The sequence below is a fragment of the Streptomyces sp. NBC_01788 genome (assembly GCF_035917575.1).
Classification (GTDB): Bacteria; Actinomycetota; Actinomycetes; order Streptomycetales; family Streptomycetaceae; genus Streptomyces.
The window spans coordinates 2,925,755-2,941,252 of record NZ_CP109090.1 but is presented as its reverse complement, the minus strand read 5'-3'; the positions used below and the strand labels follow the sequence as shown (position 1 = coordinate 2,941,252).

Annotated in this window: 13 protein-coding genes; 8 read left to right on the top strand and 5 right to left on the bottom strand. The window is 72.5% G+C overall.

The window, feature by feature from the left end:
* Nucleotides 1-338: 338 nt before the first annotated feature.
* Nucleotides 339-1,256 carry a LysR family transcriptional regulator gene (locus OIE49_RS13470; protein ID WP_326802527.1) on the bottom strand — a complete coding sequence of 306 codons (918 nt, stop codon included), beginning with the start codon at nucleotides 1,254-1,256 and terminating at the stop codon, nucleotides 339-341.
* 97 nt (nucleotides 1,257-1,353) lie between these two features.
* Here OIE49_RS13470 and OIE49_RS13465 point away from each other — a divergent pair, with 97 nt between their 5' ends.
* Nucleotides 1,354-2,301 carry an EamA family transporter gene (locus OIE49_RS13465; protein ID WP_326802526.1) on the top strand — a complete coding sequence of 316 codons (948 nt, stop codon included), beginning with the start codon at nucleotides 1,354-1,356 and terminating at the stop codon, nucleotides 2,299-2,301.
* Between the two features lie 64 nt (nucleotides 2,302-2,365).
* Here OIE49_RS13465 and OIE49_RS13460 read toward each other — a convergent pair whose 3' ends face one another.
* Together OIE49_RS13460 and OIE49_RS13455 are read right to left on the bottom strand one after the other, a co-directional pair.
* Entirely contained in the window at nucleotides 2,366-3,298 is a 933-nt protein-coding gene (locus tag OIE49_RS13460; protein WP_326802525.1) for a bifunctional helix-turn-helix transcriptional regulator/GNAT family N-acetyltransferase, read from the bottom strand.
* 732 nt (nucleotides 3,299-4,030) lie between these two features.
* Nucleotides 4,031-5,089, bottom strand: a complete 1,059-nt coding sequence (locus OIE49_RS13455) for a LacI family DNA-binding transcriptional regulator (RefSeq protein WP_326802524.1) — start codon at nucleotides 5,087-5,089, stop codon at nucleotides 4,031-4,033.
* A 283-nt stretch (nucleotides 5,090-5,372) separates the two neighbouring features.
* Here OIE49_RS13455 and OIE49_RS13450 point away from each other — a divergent pair, with 283 nt between their 5' ends.
* The 4 genes from OIE49_RS13450 to OIE49_RS13435 are packed head-to-tail and all read left to right on the top strand — an operon-like array spanning nucleotide 5,373 to nucleotide 9,067.
* On the top strand, nucleotides 5,373-6,524 hold the full coding sequence (locus tag OIE49_RS13450; RefSeq protein ID WP_326802523.1) for a Gfo/Idh/MocA family protein: 1,152 nt from the start codon (nucleotides 5,373-5,375) through the stop codon (nucleotides 6,522-6,524).
* Entirely contained in the window at nucleotides 6,521-7,672 is a 1,152-nt protein-coding gene (locus tag OIE49_RS13445) for a dihydrodipicolinate synthase family protein (protein WP_326802522.1), read from the top strand. Before OIE49_RS13450 ends, OIE49_RS13445 begins: the two co-directional genes overlap by 4 nt.
* A complete protein-coding gene (locus tag OIE49_RS13440; RefSeq protein ID WP_326802521.1) occupies nucleotides 7,669-8,505 on the top strand; it encodes a sugar phosphate isomerase/epimerase family protein in 837 nt (278 codons plus the stop codon). Before OIE49_RS13445 ends, OIE49_RS13440 begins: the two co-directional genes overlap by 4 nt.
* A 4-nt stretch (nucleotides 8,506-8,509) precedes the next feature.
* Nucleotides 8,510-9,067, top strand: coding sequence for a hypothetical protein (locus OIE49_RS13435; RefSeq protein ID WP_326802520.1), 558 nt, complete (start codon nucleotides 8,510-8,512; stop codon nucleotides 9,065-9,067).
* 55 nt (nucleotides 9,068-9,122) lie between these two features.
* Here the strand turns inward: OIE49_RS13435 and OIE49_RS13430 are convergent, their stop codons facing one another.
* Complete coding sequence (locus tag OIE49_RS13430; protein WP_326802519.1) at nucleotides 9,123-10,025, bottom strand: ribokinase; 903 nt, start codon at nucleotides 10,023-10,025, stop codon at nucleotides 9,123-9,125.
* Nucleotides 10,026-10,110: 85 nt separating this feature from the next.
* On the bottom strand, nucleotides 10,111-11,142 hold the full coding sequence (locus OIE49_RS13425; RefSeq protein ID WP_326802518.1) for a LacI family DNA-binding transcriptional regulator: 1,032 nt from the start codon (nucleotides 11,140-11,142) through the stop codon (nucleotides 10,111-10,113).
* A 196-nt stretch (nucleotides 11,143-11,338) separates the two neighbouring features.
* On the opposite strand from OIE49_RS13425, the gene OIE49_RS13420 reads away from it, so the two are divergent.
* The 3 genes from OIE49_RS13420 (at nucleotide 11,339) to OIE49_RS13410 (ending at nucleotide 15,498) form a co-directional block, all read left to right on the top strand.
* On the top strand, nucleotides 11,339-11,551 hold the full coding sequence (locus tag OIE49_RS13420; protein ID WP_326802517.1) for a DUF4287 domain-containing protein: 213 nt from the start codon (nucleotides 11,339-11,341) through the stop codon (nucleotides 11,549-11,551).
* A 139-nt stretch (nucleotides 11,552-11,690) separates the two neighbouring features.
* Nucleotides 11,691-13,955: an SF1B family DNA helicase RecD2 gene (gene recD2, locus OIE49_RS13415; protein WP_326802516.1), complete on the top strand. Its 2,265-nt coding sequence runs from the start codon at nucleotides 11,691-11,693 to the stop codon at nucleotides 13,953-13,955.
* Between the two features lie 253 nt (nucleotides 13,956-14,208).
* Nucleotides 14,209-15,498, top strand: coding sequence for a citrate synthase (locus OIE49_RS13410; RefSeq protein WP_326802515.1), 1,290 nt, complete (start codon nucleotides 14,209-14,211; stop codon nucleotides 15,496-15,498).

Sequence of the window (15,498 nt, the reverse complement as noted above, 5' to 3'; positions counted from 1 at the left end):
CACCGCACCGCGCGGACTCCTGCGGCAGCTAGGGCCTCTCGTTTGGATCATGCCGGGCTCGCGGGCCCTGGCACCGCTCCCCCAAGCTCTTCGAGCAGGGGGCACCCTCAGCCGCGTTGTCGTCGGTTGGCGGGGCTCCGCCCTGCCGCCCTCCTCCGCCTTGCGACGCTCCCCCACTGCCTGAACGGCGTGGGAGGTGCCCCAGCACCAGACCCCGCTCCCTGATCCGGCCTGATCCAAACGAAAGACCCTGGGCCGGTCGGACGGGCCGGAGCGCCGCCGGGTTCCCGGCCCGGGCGCGGATTCCCGCACGTTGGCGCGGGTGTGACCGCGGGAGTTCAGCGGGGCGTGTGCGCGGACGCCTCCGGCCAGTGCTCCCGCAGGGTGCGCACCGTCTCCGCGATGGCCGGCCTGCGGGCGGCGCCCGTGCGCCACAGCGCGTACAACCGCCGTACGGGCATGGGATCCAGCGGCACCTCCACCACCCCCTCGGGCAGCGGGCCCCGGCCCAGCCGCGGGATCAGCGCGACGCCCAGGCCTGCGGCGACCAGGGCGACCAGGGTCGGGTTCTCGTCGGCCTGGTGGACCACGTCCGGCTCGTGTCCGGCGGCGCGCAGGGTGCGCAGCAGCCAGTCGCTGCACACCCGGCCCGGCGGCTGGCAGATCCACCGCTCGCCGCCCAGCTCCTCGCGCCGCACCCCCGTCCGCCCCGCGAACGGGTGCCCGACCGGCACCAGCAGGTCGCACAAGTCGTCCCCGATGACGGCCTGTTGCACACCGGCCGGGGCGGGCAGCGGAGCGATGTCCCAGTCGTGCGCGACGGCCAGGTCGACGGCACCCTTGGCCACCAGGTCCACCGACAGGTGCGGGTCGACCTCGCTGAGCCGGGCGTCAAGGGCCGGGTGCCGCCGGGCCAGGTCCGCGAGGACGCCGGGCATGAGCCCGCGCGCCGCCGAGGCGAACGCCGCCACCAGCAGCCGCCCGGCGGGCACCCCGCGCCGCTTCTCGAGCTCGGTCTCGGCGCGCTCCACGATCGCCAGCAACTCCCCGGCGGTGGCTACCAGTTGATGTGCCTCGTCGGTGAGCCGCACGCCGCGCCCCTCGCGTTCTAGCAGGACGGTCCTGGTCTCCCGCTCCAGCTTGGCGATCTGCTGGGACACCGCCGACGAGGTGTACCCGAGCGCGGCGGCGGCCGCACCGACGGTGCCGTGCACGGAGACGGCGTGCAGGGCGCGCAGACGCTGAAGATCGAGCACGGTGCCTCCGGAGGGGGCGAACGATTAGCGGAGCTTCATGCAATGGTGCAGCAATCATCGCTGGTGCTTCACGGTCCGCCGGCGTGATCCTCGGTACATGCGACCTGCCCATGTCCTGCTCGCCGTTCTCGTCGCCGCCGTCTGGGGCGTGAACTTCACCGTCATCGAGGTCGGCCTCGGCCACTTCCCGCCCCTGCTCTTCTCAGCCCTGCGCTTCCTCGCGGCCGCGGTCCCCGCCGTCTTCCTCGTGGGCCGGCCCAAGGTGGCGTGGAAGTGGATCGTGGCGGTCGGACTGGTGCTCGGTGTCGCCAAGTTCGGGCTGCTGTTCGTCGGGATGGACGCCGGGATGCCCGCCGGGCTCTCCTCCCTGGTGCTCCAGATCCAGGCGGTGTTCACGGCCCTGTTCGCCTTCCTGGCGCTCGGTGAACGGCCCTCGGGCATACGGGTGCTGGACATGGGCGTGGCGCTCGCCGGCATCGGCGTCGCGGCCGTGGACGAGGGCGCCGCGGGCCCCGTCGGCGCCTTCGCGCTCGTCGTCGCCGCGGCGGCCTGCTGGGGCGTCTCCAACGTGCTGACCCGCAAGGCGGCGCCCCCGGACGCGCTGAACTTCATGGTCTGGGTGAGCACGGTCCCGGTCCTGCCGCTGCTCGGCCTGTCGCTGCTGCTTGAGGGGCCCTCCCGGGACCTGGCCGCGCTGCGCGCCCTGGACTGGCAGGGCGCGGGCACGGTCCTCTACGTCGCCTGGATCACCACGGTCTTCGGCTTCGGCGCCTGGGGTCTGCTGCTGCGCCGCCACCCGGCGTCCACGGTGGCGCCGTTCTCGCTGCTGGTCCCGGTCTTCGGCATGTCCGCGGCGGCACTGTTCCTCGGCGAATCGGTGAGCCCCCTGCGCTGGTGCGCGGCGGCGTTGCTGGTGGGCGGGGTGGCGTTGACGTCCGTGACGCCGGGCCGCCGCCGCGAGCCGTCGCCTGACCCGGCTCCGGAGCCCGCCGCCGCCCACACCGACGTCCTCGCCGCGGCGGAGCCGGCCGGGCGCCCGCGCTGAGGCCGACGGCCCCGTTCACCGGCCCCCGGAGGGCGGGCTTCAGGTACGGCACGGGCCCTGCTCGTCACGCGCCCGGTTCGCGCAGGTCCAGCCGCCAGTCCTGGCCCATCAGGTCCTTGCCGAAGGAGTGGTGCGGCTGCTCGGAGACCAGGACGAAGCCGTGCCGCTGGTAGATGCGGCGGGCGCTGCCGAGCACGTCGTTGGTCCACAGCACCAGGTCCCGGTAGCCGGCCCCGCGCGCGAAGTCGACGACCGCCCGCACCAGCCGGTCCCCGATGCCCAGTCCGCGCGCCTCGGGCCCGACGAGCAGCAGCCGCAGCCGGGCGGTGGCCGGGGCGTCGTCCCGTACGCACATCACGCACCCCACCGGGCGCCCGTCGAGTTCGGCGATCCACACCCGCTCCAGGTCCGGGTCGTGGTCCTCGGCGAAGTCGGCGACGATCCTCGCCACCAGGCGCTCGTAGTCGGCGTTCCAGCCGAACTCGGCCGCGTACACCGCGCCGTTGCGCTGCACGATCCAGCCCAGGTCGCCCGGTCCGGGCCCGCGCAGCACGACGTGCTCGGGACGGGGTGCCCGCCCCTCGGACAGGATCTCCCGGACGGTGCGCATCGCGTCCGCCAGCCGTGACCGGTCCTCCGGCGGTACGGAGAGCAGCAGCCGGCCGACGGACTCCCGCGCCCGCTCATCCAGCAGGCCGGCGGCCTCCCTGCCGTGCGGGGTGAGAGTGACGCTCCGGCGCCGGGGATCCCGTTCGGACGGGCCGCGCTCGACCAGCCCCTCCTGCTCGAACTTGTTGAGGATCCGGCTCAGGTACCCGGCGTCCAGCGAGAGTTCGGCCCGCAGGTCGGCCGCGTCGGTCCGGGGCGCGTGCGCGAGTTCGTAGAGCACCCGGGACTCGGTGAGCGTGTAGGGGGCGTAGAGGTGGCGGCCGTAGTCGAGGGCGCCGATGGCGTTGGTGTAGAAGCGGTTGAAGGCGCGGATGTCCTGGACGGTCATGTCGGGCCCCGTCGGTGAGGGGGGTGGGAAGACGGACGCGGATGCTTGACTCAGTCAGAGAAACCGCTGAGCCCGAGGCTAGACCCGCCGGCGCCCGCCCGTCCATGGCCCCGGCCGCCGGACCTGCCCGCCCGACGCCCCGAGTCCGCGGCACCCGCGCGGACCTCCGCGGTGTCCCACCCCGCGTGTGCGCCTGACGCCGCGGGGGTTGCCGCGGAGTCACGCGGCGCCTCACGCCCCGCGTGCCGTCCCCGTGGACTCGCCCGATGCGCTTCGTCCCCGAGCGGTCCCCAAGCCCCGCGGGATGCCTCACGGCCCACCGGGCTCAAGCCCTGTGGTCCTCGGCCCCGCGCGATGTCGCACCCGGGCGCGGCGCCTGACGCCCGCAGAGGCTGGTGCACCGCGCGCGGCGCCTCACGCCCCGCGCAGTGCCGCACGTCCCCACGGCCCCGTGCGCTCCCCAAGCCCCGCGGGATGTCTCACGGCCCACCGGGCTCAAGCCCTGCGGGGTTCTCAAGCCCCGCGGACTTCAGCCCGCGGGGTGTCCTGCCCCGCGTGCGCGTCATGCCTCGGGGTCCCCACGAACTCACGCGGCGCCCCCGTCGACTGGCGTGGTTCGGGCCCCGAGGGATGCCCCTGTGGATTTGCGTCGCGTCTCGGTCGACTGGGGTGGTTCGGGCCCCGCGGGACGCTCCCGTGGCCTCGCGTGGCGCCCCGGTCGACTCGCGAGGTTCAGGCTTCCGCGGCCTCGCGTGGCGCATCCGTGGACCCGCGCACCATCAGCTCCCCCGGGACGTGCGCGACCTCGCCCGCCGGCGGCTCCTCGCGGCCCATCGCGATGCGGCCCGCGCGGGCGCCCGCCTCCGCGAGGGGCAGCCGGACCGTCGTGAGGGCGGGGACCGTGTCGACGCTGAAGGGGAGGTCGTCGAAGCCCGCCACCGAGACGTCCTCGGGGATGCGCAGACCGGACTCGCGCAGCGCGGCGCAGGCGCCCAGCGCGACGGAGTCGTTCGCCGCGACGACCGCCGTCAGGGACGGGTCGCGGCGCAGCAGCTCCAGGGTGCCCTCGTGGCCGGACCGGCGGTCGTACCGGCCGTACACCGTCCGGCGGGGATCGTCCTCGATGCCCGCCGCGGCCAGCGCCTCCCGGTGGCCCTCCAGCCGGTGGCGGGTGGTCGTCCGCTCCTCGGGACCCGCGATGTAGCCGAGCCGCCGGTGGCCCAGGGCGATCAGATGCTCCGTCAGCCGCCGCGCGCCGCCCTGGTTGTCGAAGGCCAGCGCGATCGCATGGGTGTCCGGCGCCGGCGGCCGCCCGCACAGCACCACGCGCGTCCCGGCGTCGGCCAGCTTGCGCAGCTTCGCCGAGACCGCCGCCGCGTGCGGCGCGTCCTCCACGGCCCCGCCGGTCAGCACCACCGCCGCCGCCCGCTGCCGTTGCAGCAGGGTCAGGTAGGTCAGCTCGCGGTCCGGTGAGCCGCCCGTGTTGCAGACCACCGCCAGCCGCTCCCCGCCGGCCCGCCCCCCGGGACCGCCGATCTCCGACTGGATGGCGCTCGCCATGATCCCGAAGAAGGGGTCGGCGATGTCGTTCACCAGGATGCCGACCAGGTCGGAGGTCGCGGCGGCGAGCGAGCTCGCGGGGCCGTTGAGCACGTAGTCCAGCTCGGCGACCGCCTTCAGCACGCGTTCCCGGGTGGAGGCGGCGACCGGGTAGTTGCCGTTCAGCACGCGCGACACCGTCGCGGGAGAGACCTGTGCGCGGGCCGCCACGTCCGCCAGGGTCACCGTCATCTCGTCGTCCTCCGGTCGCGCATCTCGTCGTCGTACGTGCCACCCGATACGTGCCACCCGCGCTCCGCCGCGAAGACGCGCCCGGCCCGGGGTGTCGAGCAGACCTTACGGCCACCCGGCCCGCCCGTCGGCCGCCTCGAACCACCACGTCCTGGACACGCTCTTGTCCGGACCGCCGTCCAGAGGCTAGCTTCTCTGTGTATAGAAAGCGCTTGCTGCATCGCTCACCAGTGCCACTACCGGGGGCGTACGCGGCGCGTGGACCGCGTACGAAGGGACTGACGTGACACGCAAGACGGTGCGGATCGCCATGAACGGCGTGACCGGGCGCATGGGGTACCGCCAGCATCTGGTCCGTTCGATCCTCGCCCTGCGCGAGCAGGGCGGACTCGACCTCGGCGACGGCACAGTGCTGTGGCCGGAACCGGTCCTGGTCGGCCGCCGCGAGCACGCGCTGCGGGCGCTCGCCGAGAAGCACGGCCTGGAGCACATCTCGACCGACCTGGACGCGGTCCTCGCCGACCCGTCCGTCGACATCTACTTCGACGCGCAGGTCACCTCGGCCCGCGAGGAGGCGATCAGGAAGGCGGTCGCCGCCGGCAAGCACGTCTACACCGAGAAGCCCACCGCCACCGGCCTGGAGGGCGCCCTGGAGCTCGCCCGGCTCGCCCGCGAGGCCGGCGTCAAGCACGGCGTCGTCCAGGACAAGCTCTTCCTGCCCGGCCTGCTCAAGCTGAAGCGGCTGATCGACGGCGGCTTCTTCGGCCGGATCCTGTCCGTGCGCGGCGAGTTCGGCTACTGGGTCTTCGAGGGCGACTGGCAGGACGCCCAGCGCCCGTCCTGGAACTACCGCGCCGAGGACGGCGGCGGCATCGTCGTCGACATGTTCCCGCACTGGGAGTACGTGCTGCACGAGCTGTTCGGCCGCGTGACCTCCGTGCAGGCCCTCACCGCCACCCACATCCCCCAGCGCTGGGACGAGAACGGCAAGCCCTACACCGCGACCGCCGACGACGCCGCCTACGGAGTCTTCGAGCTGGAGGGCGGCGTGATCGCCCAGATCAACTCCTCCTGGGCCGTCCGCGTCAACCGCGACGAGCTGGTCGAGTTCCAGGTGGACGGCACCGAGGGATCGGCCGTCGCCGGTCTGCGCGACTGCCGCGTCCAGCACCGCTCCGCCACGCCCAAGCCGGTCTGGAACCCCGACATCCCCGCCACCGAGGTCTTCCGCGACCAGTGGCAGGAGGTGCCCGACAACCAGGACTTCGACAACGGCTTCAAGGCCCAGTGGGAGCTGTTCCTCAAGCACGTGTACGCCGACGCCCCCTACCACTGGGACCTGTTCGCCGGCGCCCGCGGCGTCCAGCTCGCCGAACTGGGCCTGAAGTCCTCGACCGAGGGCCGCCGCCTCGACGTACCGGAGATCCAGCCGTGACCATCCGACTGCCCGGCGCGGGCGGGGCGCTGCGGGCCTACGAGCCGCGCACCGAGCCGTTCGCCCCCGCCCCCGGCACGCCCTTCACCTCCCGTACGGTCTTCTCGGCGGCGCACGTCGTCGCCGACCCGTTCGCCGACGTGTCGCCCGACTCGCCCGCCGCCGTCGACTGGGACGCCACCCTCGCCTTCCGCCGCCACCTGTGGGCCCACGGGCTGGGCGTCGCCGAGGCCATGGACACCGCCCAGCGCGGCATGGGCCTGGACTGGGCGGGCGCGGCCGAACTGATCCGCCGCTCCGCTGCCGAGGCCCGCGCCGTCGGCGGGCGGATCGCCTGCGGCGTCGGCACCGACCAGCTCACCGGCGGTTCACTCGCGGAGATCCGGGCCGCGTACGAGGAGCAGCTCGCCGTCGTGGAGGAGGCGGGCGCCCAGGCGATCCTGATGGCCTCGCGCGCCCTGGCGGCCACGGCGAAGGGCCCGGAGGACTACCTGGAGGTCTACGGGCACCTGCTGCGCCAGGCCGCCGGCCCGGTGATCCTGCACTGGCTCGGCCCCATGTTCGACCCGGCCCTCGACGGCTACTGGGGCTCGGCCGACCTGGACGCGGCCACCGACACCTTCCTGGAGGTCATCGCCGCCCACCCCGACAAGGTCGACGGGGTGAAGATCTCGCTGCTGGACGCCCAGCGGGAGATCGACCTGCGCCGCCGCCTGCCGCGGGGCGTGCGCTGCTACACCGGCGACGACTTCAACTACCCCGAGCTGATCGCCGGCGACGAGCAGGGCTTCAGCCACGCGCTGCTCGGCATCTTCGACCCGCTCGGACCGCTGGCGGCCGAGGCGGTACGGGTCCTGGACACCGGGGACGTCAAGGCCTTCCGCGGCCTGCTCGATCCCACGGTCGAACTGTCCCGCCACCTCTTCCAGGCCCCCACCCGCTTCTACAAGACGGGCGTGGTGTTCCTGGCCTGGCTCGCCGGGCACCAGACGCACTTCACGATGGTCGGCGGCCTCCAGTCGGCCCGCTCCCTGCCGCACCTCGCCCGCGCCTACGAACTCGCCGACGGACTCGGCCTGTTCCCGGACCCGAGGCTCGCCGAGGAGCGGATGAGGAACCTGCTGTCGCTGTACGGGGTGAACCAATGAGCACGGACCTGGAACGCTTCTCCATCAACCAGATGACGGTCAAGCAACTGTCACTGCCGGAACTGGTCGACATCTGCCTGGAGTTGGGTGTGCCGGGCGTGGGTCTGTGGCGCGAACCCGTCCAGGCGTACGGCGTGGAGGCGGCCGCCAGGCTCGTCCGGGACGCGGGCCTCACCGTCACCACCCTGTGCCGGGGCGGCTTCCTCACGGCGATCGACCCGGCCGGGCGCGCCGAGGCGCTGGACGACAACCGCGCGGCGATCGACGAGGCCGCGACGCTCGGCACGGACACGCTGGTGCTGGTCTCCGGCGGACTGCCCGCCGGCAGCAAGGACCTGCGCGGGGCCCGGGAGCGCATCGCGGACGCCCTCGGCGTCCTCGGCCCGTACGCGGCCGAGCGCGGGGTCCGCCTGGCCATCGAGCCGCTGCACCCCATGTACGCCGCCGACCGCTGCGTGGTCTCCACCCTCGCCCAGGCGCTGGACCTCGCCGAGCGCTTCCCGGCCCACCAGGTCGGCGTCACCGTCGACACGTACCACATCTGGTGGGACGACAACGCCCCCGAGCAGATCGCCCGGGCGGGCGCGGGCGGCCGCATCCACACCTTCCAGCTCGCCGACTGGACCACGCCGTTGCCCGAGGGCGTACTCAACGGCCGGGGACAGATCGGCGACGGCTCGATCGACATGCGGGAGTGGAAGCGGTACGTCGAGGCGGCCGGCTACACCGGCGCCATCGAAGTCGAGCTGTTCAACGAGGAGTTGTGGGCCCGGGACGGACGGGAGGTGCTGGCGGAGACGGCGGAGCGGTTCGTGGCGCACGTGATCCAATGACCGCATGACGGAGAACGACAGGAGAACGTCCCTGGGGCCGTTGGAACTGACCGACGGCCGCTGGGCGGTGGGGGACTCCAGTGGGCGGAAGGGCTACTGGGTCGAACTCCGCGCGGACGGGCTGTACCAGCACGAGCCGGACTCGGAGGGACTGCTGATCCCGTGGCCCAGGGTCATGCCGGGGATCACCTTCACCCTGGGCGCCAAGTACCCGGCTAAGGGAGGAATCTACTCCCCGATGGGCATGCTCGGTGGCCTGCCGGGTCCCTGGAGGGGGCAGGGCGGCGGTTACCTGCACATGACCCTGCGACACCCCTACGAGGACTGGCTGGCCCGCTTCGACCGGCACCCCCGCTTCTACGGTGGCACCGAACTCGTACTGTTCGAAGAACTGCTGAGGCAGACCGCCCAGGCAGGCGAGGTGCAGCTGTTCGGTGACCCGGCCTGGCTGGGTTCAGTGACCGGACATCTGGCCCTCCAGCGGCCCCGGTCGGCCCGCGCGATACGCGAGGCGGTGGCAGAGGCTCGGCGGGCCGCAAGGCCCGAGAGCTCTGACCACTGAGGATGCCCGCCCGTCTCACAGGGCGTCGGCCTCTTTCACGCGGCGCCCGCCCGTTTCACAGGGCGTCGACCTCCGCCGCCGTCGGGTAGGACTCCTGCGCGCCCCGCCGGGTGACGGCGACCGCGCCGACCCGGGCGGCGTAGGCCGCGGCCTCCTCAAGGGACGCTCCCGCGCCCAGCCGCCAGGCCAGCGCCGCGGTGAACGCGTCGCCCGCGCCCGTGGTGTCCACGGCGTCCACCTTCACCGACGGGACCCGGGCGGACCCCTCGGCGGACGCCACCAGCGCGCCCTCGCCGCCCAGGGTGATCACCACCGAGCGCGGGCCCAGGGCGAGCAGGCCCCGAGCCCAGCTCTCGGGGGTGTCGCGCGCCTCCGGGCCGCCCAGGATCACCTTGGCCTCGTGCTCGTTCACGATCAGCGGGTCGCAGGCCTTCAGGAGTTCCCGCGGCAGCGGGCGCGGCGGCGACGGGTTCAGCACGAAGCGGCTTCCCGGCGCCAGGTTCCGCACCGCCTCCACGACCGTCTCCAGCGGGATCTCCAGTTGCGCCGAGACCACCCGGGAGGCGCGCAGGAGGGCGCCGGCCGCGCGGACGTCCTCGGGGGTGAGCCGGCCGTTGGCGCCCGGCGAGACCACGATGCTGTTGTCCCCGGACGGGTCCACCGTGATCAGCGCGACCCCGGTGGGCGCCCCGCCGACCAGCACGCCCGCCGGGTCGACCCCGGCCTCGCGCTGGGCGTCGAGCAGCAGCCGGCCGTGGGCGTCGTCGCCGACCCGGGCCAGCAGGGCCGTCCGGGCCCCGAGCCGGGCGGCGGCCGCGGCCTGGTTGGCGCCCTTGCCGCCGGGATGGACGCTCAGATCGGAACCGAGCACCGTCTCCCCGGCGGCGGGCCGCCGCTCGACACCGATCACCAGGTCGGCGTTGGCCGACCCCACGACCAGGAGGTCGTAGTCGTACATGTGTGCTCTCTCCTTACGGGGGGATTCACGAGGGGGCCCGCCGGGTCGACCGACGGAAACCGGCCATGAGGGGCGCGGGTGGTGGTCAGGTCGCCGTCGCCGGGTCGCCCGTCACCGCGTCGCCCTCCGGCTCGCCGCAGGAGCGGCGTACGACCAGCCGGGCGGGCAGGGTCACGGACCGCGCGGGCCGTCCCGCCATGCGGTCGACCAGGGCGCGAACGGCGGCCCGCCCCAGCTCGCCGGTGGGCTGCGCGATCGCGGTGATCGGCGGGTCGGTGTGCGGGAACCACGGGACGTCGTCGAACGCGGCCAGCGCGATGTCGTCCGGCACCCGCATCTCGCGCGCGCGGATGGCGTCCAGTGCGCCCAGCGCCATCAGGTTGTCGGCGGCGAACACGGCCTCGGGAGGCTCGGGCAGCCCGAGGAAGCCCTCGGTGACCCGCCGGCCGCTGCCGGCCTTGAAGTCGCCCTGGCCGATGTACGCGTCCGGGAGCGGGAGGCCGTGGGCGGCCAGCGCCTCGCGGAACGCCTCGACGCGCTCGCGGCCGGTGGTGGTGGCCGCGGGGCCCGCGATGATCGCGAGCCGCCGGTGGCCGAGCCCGTACAGGTGCGCGACGAGATCCCGGACGGCCGCCCGCCCGTCCGAGCGGACCACGGGCACGTCCACGCCCTCGATCCACCGGTCCACGAACACCATCGGCGTGCCCGCGCGCGCGGCGTCCAGCATCAGCGGGGAGCCGCCGTCGGTGGGGGAGACCAGGAGGCCGTCGATACGGCGGTCGAGCAGCGTCCGTATGTGGTGGTCCTGGAGGTCGGGCCGCTCGTCGGCGTTGCCGATGATCACGCTGTAGCCGAGGGCGCGGGCTTCCTCCTCGACGGAGCGGGCCAGCGCGGTGAAGTACGGGTTCAGCACATCGCTGATGACCAGGCCCAGGGTGCGGGTCCGGTGGGTGCGCAGGGACCGGGCGACGGCGTTCGGGCGGTAGCCCAGTGCCTCGACGGCGGCCAGCACGCGTGCGCGTGCGTCGGCGCTGACCGACGGGTTCTCGTTCAGGACGCGCGAGACCGTGGCGACGGACACGCCAGCCGCGGCGGCGACGTCCTTGATGCTCACCATCGCCGTTCCACCTCCTCGTGGAATCGATTACACCAATTATTGGAAACGATTACATCCGCCGAGGCAAGGCCCGTAGCCGGATCGTTGCCGTCCGGGGCGTGCGCGGCGCCGAATCCGCCCCCGTGCGAGCGATGAGTTCGCACTGCGGCGCCAGTCATCACATACGACAAACGTCCGCCGCAGAAAGGCACCCGCCATGTCCGCCGCCGCCAAGGGCCCCGCCGGCTACTTCCCCTCCATAGAGAAGAAGTACGGCCGGCCGATCGCCGAGTGGAAGGACCTCATCCGCTCCTCGCCGCTGACCAAGCACATGGAACTCGTCAACTGGCTCAAGGCCGAGCACGGCCTGGGCCACGGCCACGCCAACGCCCTGGTGGCCCACACCCTGGCCGAGGGCAAGGCCGGGTGAGCGGCGGGCTCCACCGGCGGCCCGACCGACGGTCCGGCTGACGGACTGGGCGGCGGACCCCGGCGGGAGCACCGGCGCGCAGCCGGGCCGTCCCGGCTCACCCGGCGGTGCTGTCACAGCCCGGCGGTACCGTCGGGTCATGACCACGGAGGCGAGTCGGGGCGGGCAGTCCGGTGCCGGGGAGCGGCGTCCGGCCGTGCTGGAGGGCGTGCTCGAGCGGATCACGTACGCCAACGAGGAGAACGGCTACACGGTGGCCCGCGTCGACACGGGCCGGGGCGCCGCCGACCTCCTGACCGTCGTCGGCGCACTGCTCGGCGCCCAGGTCGGCGAGTCGCTGCGCATGGAGGGCCGCTGGGGCTCCCACCCGCAGTACGGCAAGCAGTTCCAGGTGGACAACTACACCACCGTGCTCCCGGCCACCGTCCAGGGCATCCGCCGCTATCTGGGATCCGGCCTGGTCAAGGGCATCGGACCGGTCTTCGCCGACCGCATCACCCAGCACTTCGGCGTGGACACCCTGCAGATCATCGAGGAGGAGCCGAAGCGCCTGATCGAGGTGCCAGGGCTCGGCCCCAAGCGGACCAGGAAGATCGCCGACGCCTGGGAGGAGCAGAAGGCGATCAAGGAGGTCATGCTCTTCCTCCAGACCGTCGAGGTCTCCACCTCGATCGCGGTGCGCATCTACAAGAAGTACGGCGACGCGTCGATCTCAGTGGTGAAGAACCAGCCGTACCGGCTGGCCGCCGACGTCTGGGGCATCGGCTTCCTGACCGCCGACAGGATCGCGCAGTCCGTCGGCATCCCGCACGACAGCCCGGAGCGGGTCAAGGCCGGCCTGCAGTACGCACTGTCGCAGTCCACCGACCAAGGTCACTGCTTCCTGCCCGAGGAGCGGCTGATCGCGGACGCGGTCAAGCTCCTCCAGGTGGACACCGGGCTCGTCATCGAGTGCCTCGCACAACTCGCCGAGCCCCCCGAGGACGACGCCGACCCCGGTGTCGTACGGGAGAAGGTGCCGGGCCCTGACGGCGGTGAGGCGGTGACGGCGATCTACCTCGTGCCCTTCCACCGCGCCGAGCTGTCCCTGTCCGCCCAGGTGCTGCGCCTGCTGCGCGCCGACGCCGACCGGATGCCCGCCTTCCGGGACGTGGCCTGGGACAAGGCGCTGACCTGGCTGAAGGGCCGTACGGGGGCCGACCTCGCCCCCGAGCAGGAGGCGGCGGTCAGGCTGGCGTTGACCGAGAAGGTGGCCGTGCTGACCGGCGGCCCCGGCTGCGGCAAGTCCTTCACGGTGCGCTCGATCGTGGAGCTGGCGCGGGCCAAGAAGGCCAAGGTGGTGCTCGCCGCGCCCACCGGCCGCGCCGCCAAGCGCCTGTCGGAGCTCACCGGCGCCGAGGCCTCCACCGTGCACCGCCTGCTGGAGCTCAAGCCCGGCGGGGACGCGGCCTACGACCGGGACCGCCCGCTGGACGCCGACCTGGTGGTCGTGGACGAGGCGTCCATGCTGGACCTGCTGCTGGCCAACAAGCTGGTCAAGGCCGTGCCCCCGGGCGCGCACCTGCTGTTCGTCGGGGACGTGGACCAGCTCCCCAGCGTGGGCGCCGGCGAGGTGCTGCGCGACCTGCTGGCGGACGGCGGCCCGGTGCCCGCCGTCCGCCTCACGCGCGTCTTCCGCCAGGCCCAGCAGTCGGGGGTGGTGACCAACGCGCACCGGATCAACGCCGGGCAGCATCCGCTGACCGACGGCATGAAGGACTTCTTCCTCTTCGTCGAGGACGACACCGAGGAGGCCGGCCGGCTCACCGTGGACGTGGCGGCACGCCGGATTCCGGCCAGGTTCGGGCTCGACCCGCGCCGGGACGTGCAGGTGCTCGCCCCCATGCACCGCGGCCCGGCGGGCGCCGGCACGCTGAACGGACTGCTCCAGCAGGCGGTCACCCCGGGCCGCCCCGATCTGCCGGAGAAGCGGTTCGGCGGCCGGGTCTTCCGCGTCGGGGACAAGGTCACCCAGATTCGCAACAATTACGAGAAGGGGAAGAACGGTGTCTTCAACGGCACCGTGGGCGTCGTCACCTCGCTCGACCCGGTCGACCAGCGTCTGACGGTGCTGACGGACGAGGACGAGGAGGTGCCGTACGAGTTCGACGAACTGGACGAACTCGCGCACGCGTACGCGGTGACCATCCACCGCTCGCAGGGCAGCGAGTATCCGGCCGTGGTGATCCCGGTTACCACCGGCGCCTGGATGATGCTCCAGCGCAACCTGCTCTACACGGCGGTGACCCGGGCCAAGAAGCTGGTCGTGCTCGTCGGGTCGCGCAGGGCGATCGGCCAGGCGGTGCGCACGGTGTCGGCGGGGCGGCGCTGCACGGCGCTGGACTTCCGTCTCGCCGGCGGCTGAAAATCACCGCCCGGGGGACCGGGAGCCAGTACCTGACGCCCCGTCACAAAAAATGATCGATCAAATGAGTCGTAAAGGTCACACAGCACTTCCCGTGGCAGGAGTGAAGGGGCAGGATGGACAGGTTGGCGGCACTGAGTGCCGCCAATGGGCCCAATGGTCGACCCCGAGTGCACTCTCCTGAGCCAAATGGGGGATGGTAGAGACAGTCAGGGCACCTCGAAGATGAGGCACTACGTCGGTGAGGGAAGACGTGAGCGACAACTCTGTAGTTCTGCGGTACGACGGCGGCGAGTACACCTACCCGGTGGTCGACAGCACCGTCGGCGACAAGGGCTTCGACATCGGGAAGCTGCGCGCCCAGACCGGTCTCGTGACCTTGGACAGCGGATACGGCAACACGGCCGCGTACAAATCCGCCGTCACCTATCTCGACGGTGAGCAGGGCATCCTTCGGTACCGCGGCTACCCGATCGAGCAGCTGGCCGAGCGCTCCACCTTCCTGGAGGTGGCCTACCTCCTGATCAACGGTGAGCTGCCGACCGTCGACGAGCTCTCCTCGTTCAAGAACGAGATCACGCAGCACACTCTGCTGCACGAGGACGTCAAGAACTTCTACACGGGCTTCCCGCGCGACGCCCACCCGATGGCGATGCTCTCGTCGGTCGTCTCGGCGCTGTCGACCTTCTACCAGGACAGCCACAACCCGTTCGACGAGAAGCAGCGCAACCTCTCCACCATCCGGCTGCTCGCCAAGCTCCCGACGATCGCGGCGTACGCGTACAAGAAGTCGATCGGCCACCCGTTCGTCTACCCGCGCAACGACCTCGGTTACGTCGAGAACTTCCTGCGCATGACCTTCTCGGTGCCCGCGCAGGAGTTCGACCTGGACCCGGTCGTGGTCTCCGCGCTCGACAAGCTGCTGATCCTGCACGCCGACCACGAGCAGAACTGCTCGACCTCCACGGTCCGCCTGGTCGGCTCCTCGCAGGCCAACATGTTCGCCTCGATCTCGGCCGGCATCAGCGCCCTGTGGGGCCCGCTGCACGGCGGCGCCAACCAGTCCGTCCTGGAGATGCTCGAAGGCATCCGCGACTCGGGCAACGACGTCGACACCTTCATCCGCAAGGTGAAGAACAAGGAGGACGGCGTCCGCCTGATGGGCTTCGGCCACCGGGTCTACAAGAACTTCGACCCGCGCGCCAAGATCATCAAGGCCGCCGCGCACGATGTGCTCTCCGCGCTGGGCAAGGAGGACGAGCTCCTCGACATCGCCCTGAAGCTTGAGGAGCACGCGCTGTCCGACGACTACTTCGTCGAGCGCAAGCTCTACCCGAACGTCGACTTCTACACCGGTCTGATCTACCGGGCCATGGGCTTCCCGACCGAGATGTTCACGGTCCTGTTCGCCCTCGGCCGGCTGCCGGGCTGGATCGCCCAGTGGCACGAGATGATCAAGGAGCCGGGCTCCCGCATCGGCCGCCCGCGCCAGATCTACACGGGCGTGGTCGAGCGCGACTTCCTCCCGGTCGAGGAGCGCTGA

Excerpts from the sequence above, each read along its gene's own strand:
- OIE49_RS13465 (WP_326802526.1), top strand. The coding sequence starts at position 1,354 with ATGCGACCTGCCCATGTCCTGCTCGCCGTTCTCGTCGCCGCCGTCTGG.
- OIE49_RS13460 (WP_326802525.1), bottom strand. The coding sequence starts at position 3,298 with ATGACCGTCCAGGACATCCGCGCCTTCAACCGCTTCTACACCAACGCC.
- OIE49_RS13455 (WP_326802524.1), bottom strand. The coding sequence starts at position 5,089 with ATGACGGTGACCCTGGCGGACGTGGCGGCCCGCGCACAGGTCTCTCCC.
- OIE49_RS13440 (WP_326802521.1), top strand. The coding sequence starts at position 7,669 with ATGAGCACGGACCTGGAACGCTTCTCCATCAACCAGATGACGGTCAAG.
- OIE49_RS13435 (WP_326802520.1), top strand. The coding sequence starts at position 8,510 with ATGACGGAGAACGACAGGAGAACGTCCCTGGGGCCGTTGGAACTGACC.
- OIE49_RS13430 (WP_326802519.1), bottom strand. The coding sequence starts at position 10,025 with ATGTACGACTACGACCTCCTGGTCGTGGGGTCGGCCAACGCCGACCTG.
- OIE49_RS13425 (WP_326802518.1), bottom strand. The coding sequence starts at position 11,142 with ATGGTGAGCATCAAGGACGTCGCCGCCGCGGCTGGCGTGTCCGTCGCC.
- OIE49_RS13420 (WP_326802517.1), top strand. The coding sequence starts at position 11,339 with ATGTCCGCCGCCGCCAAGGGCCCCGCCGGCTACTTCCCCTCCATAGAG.
- recD2 (WP_326802516.1), top strand. The coding sequence starts at position 11,691 with ATGACCACGGAGGCGAGTCGGGGCGGGCAGTCCGGTGCCGGGGAGCGG.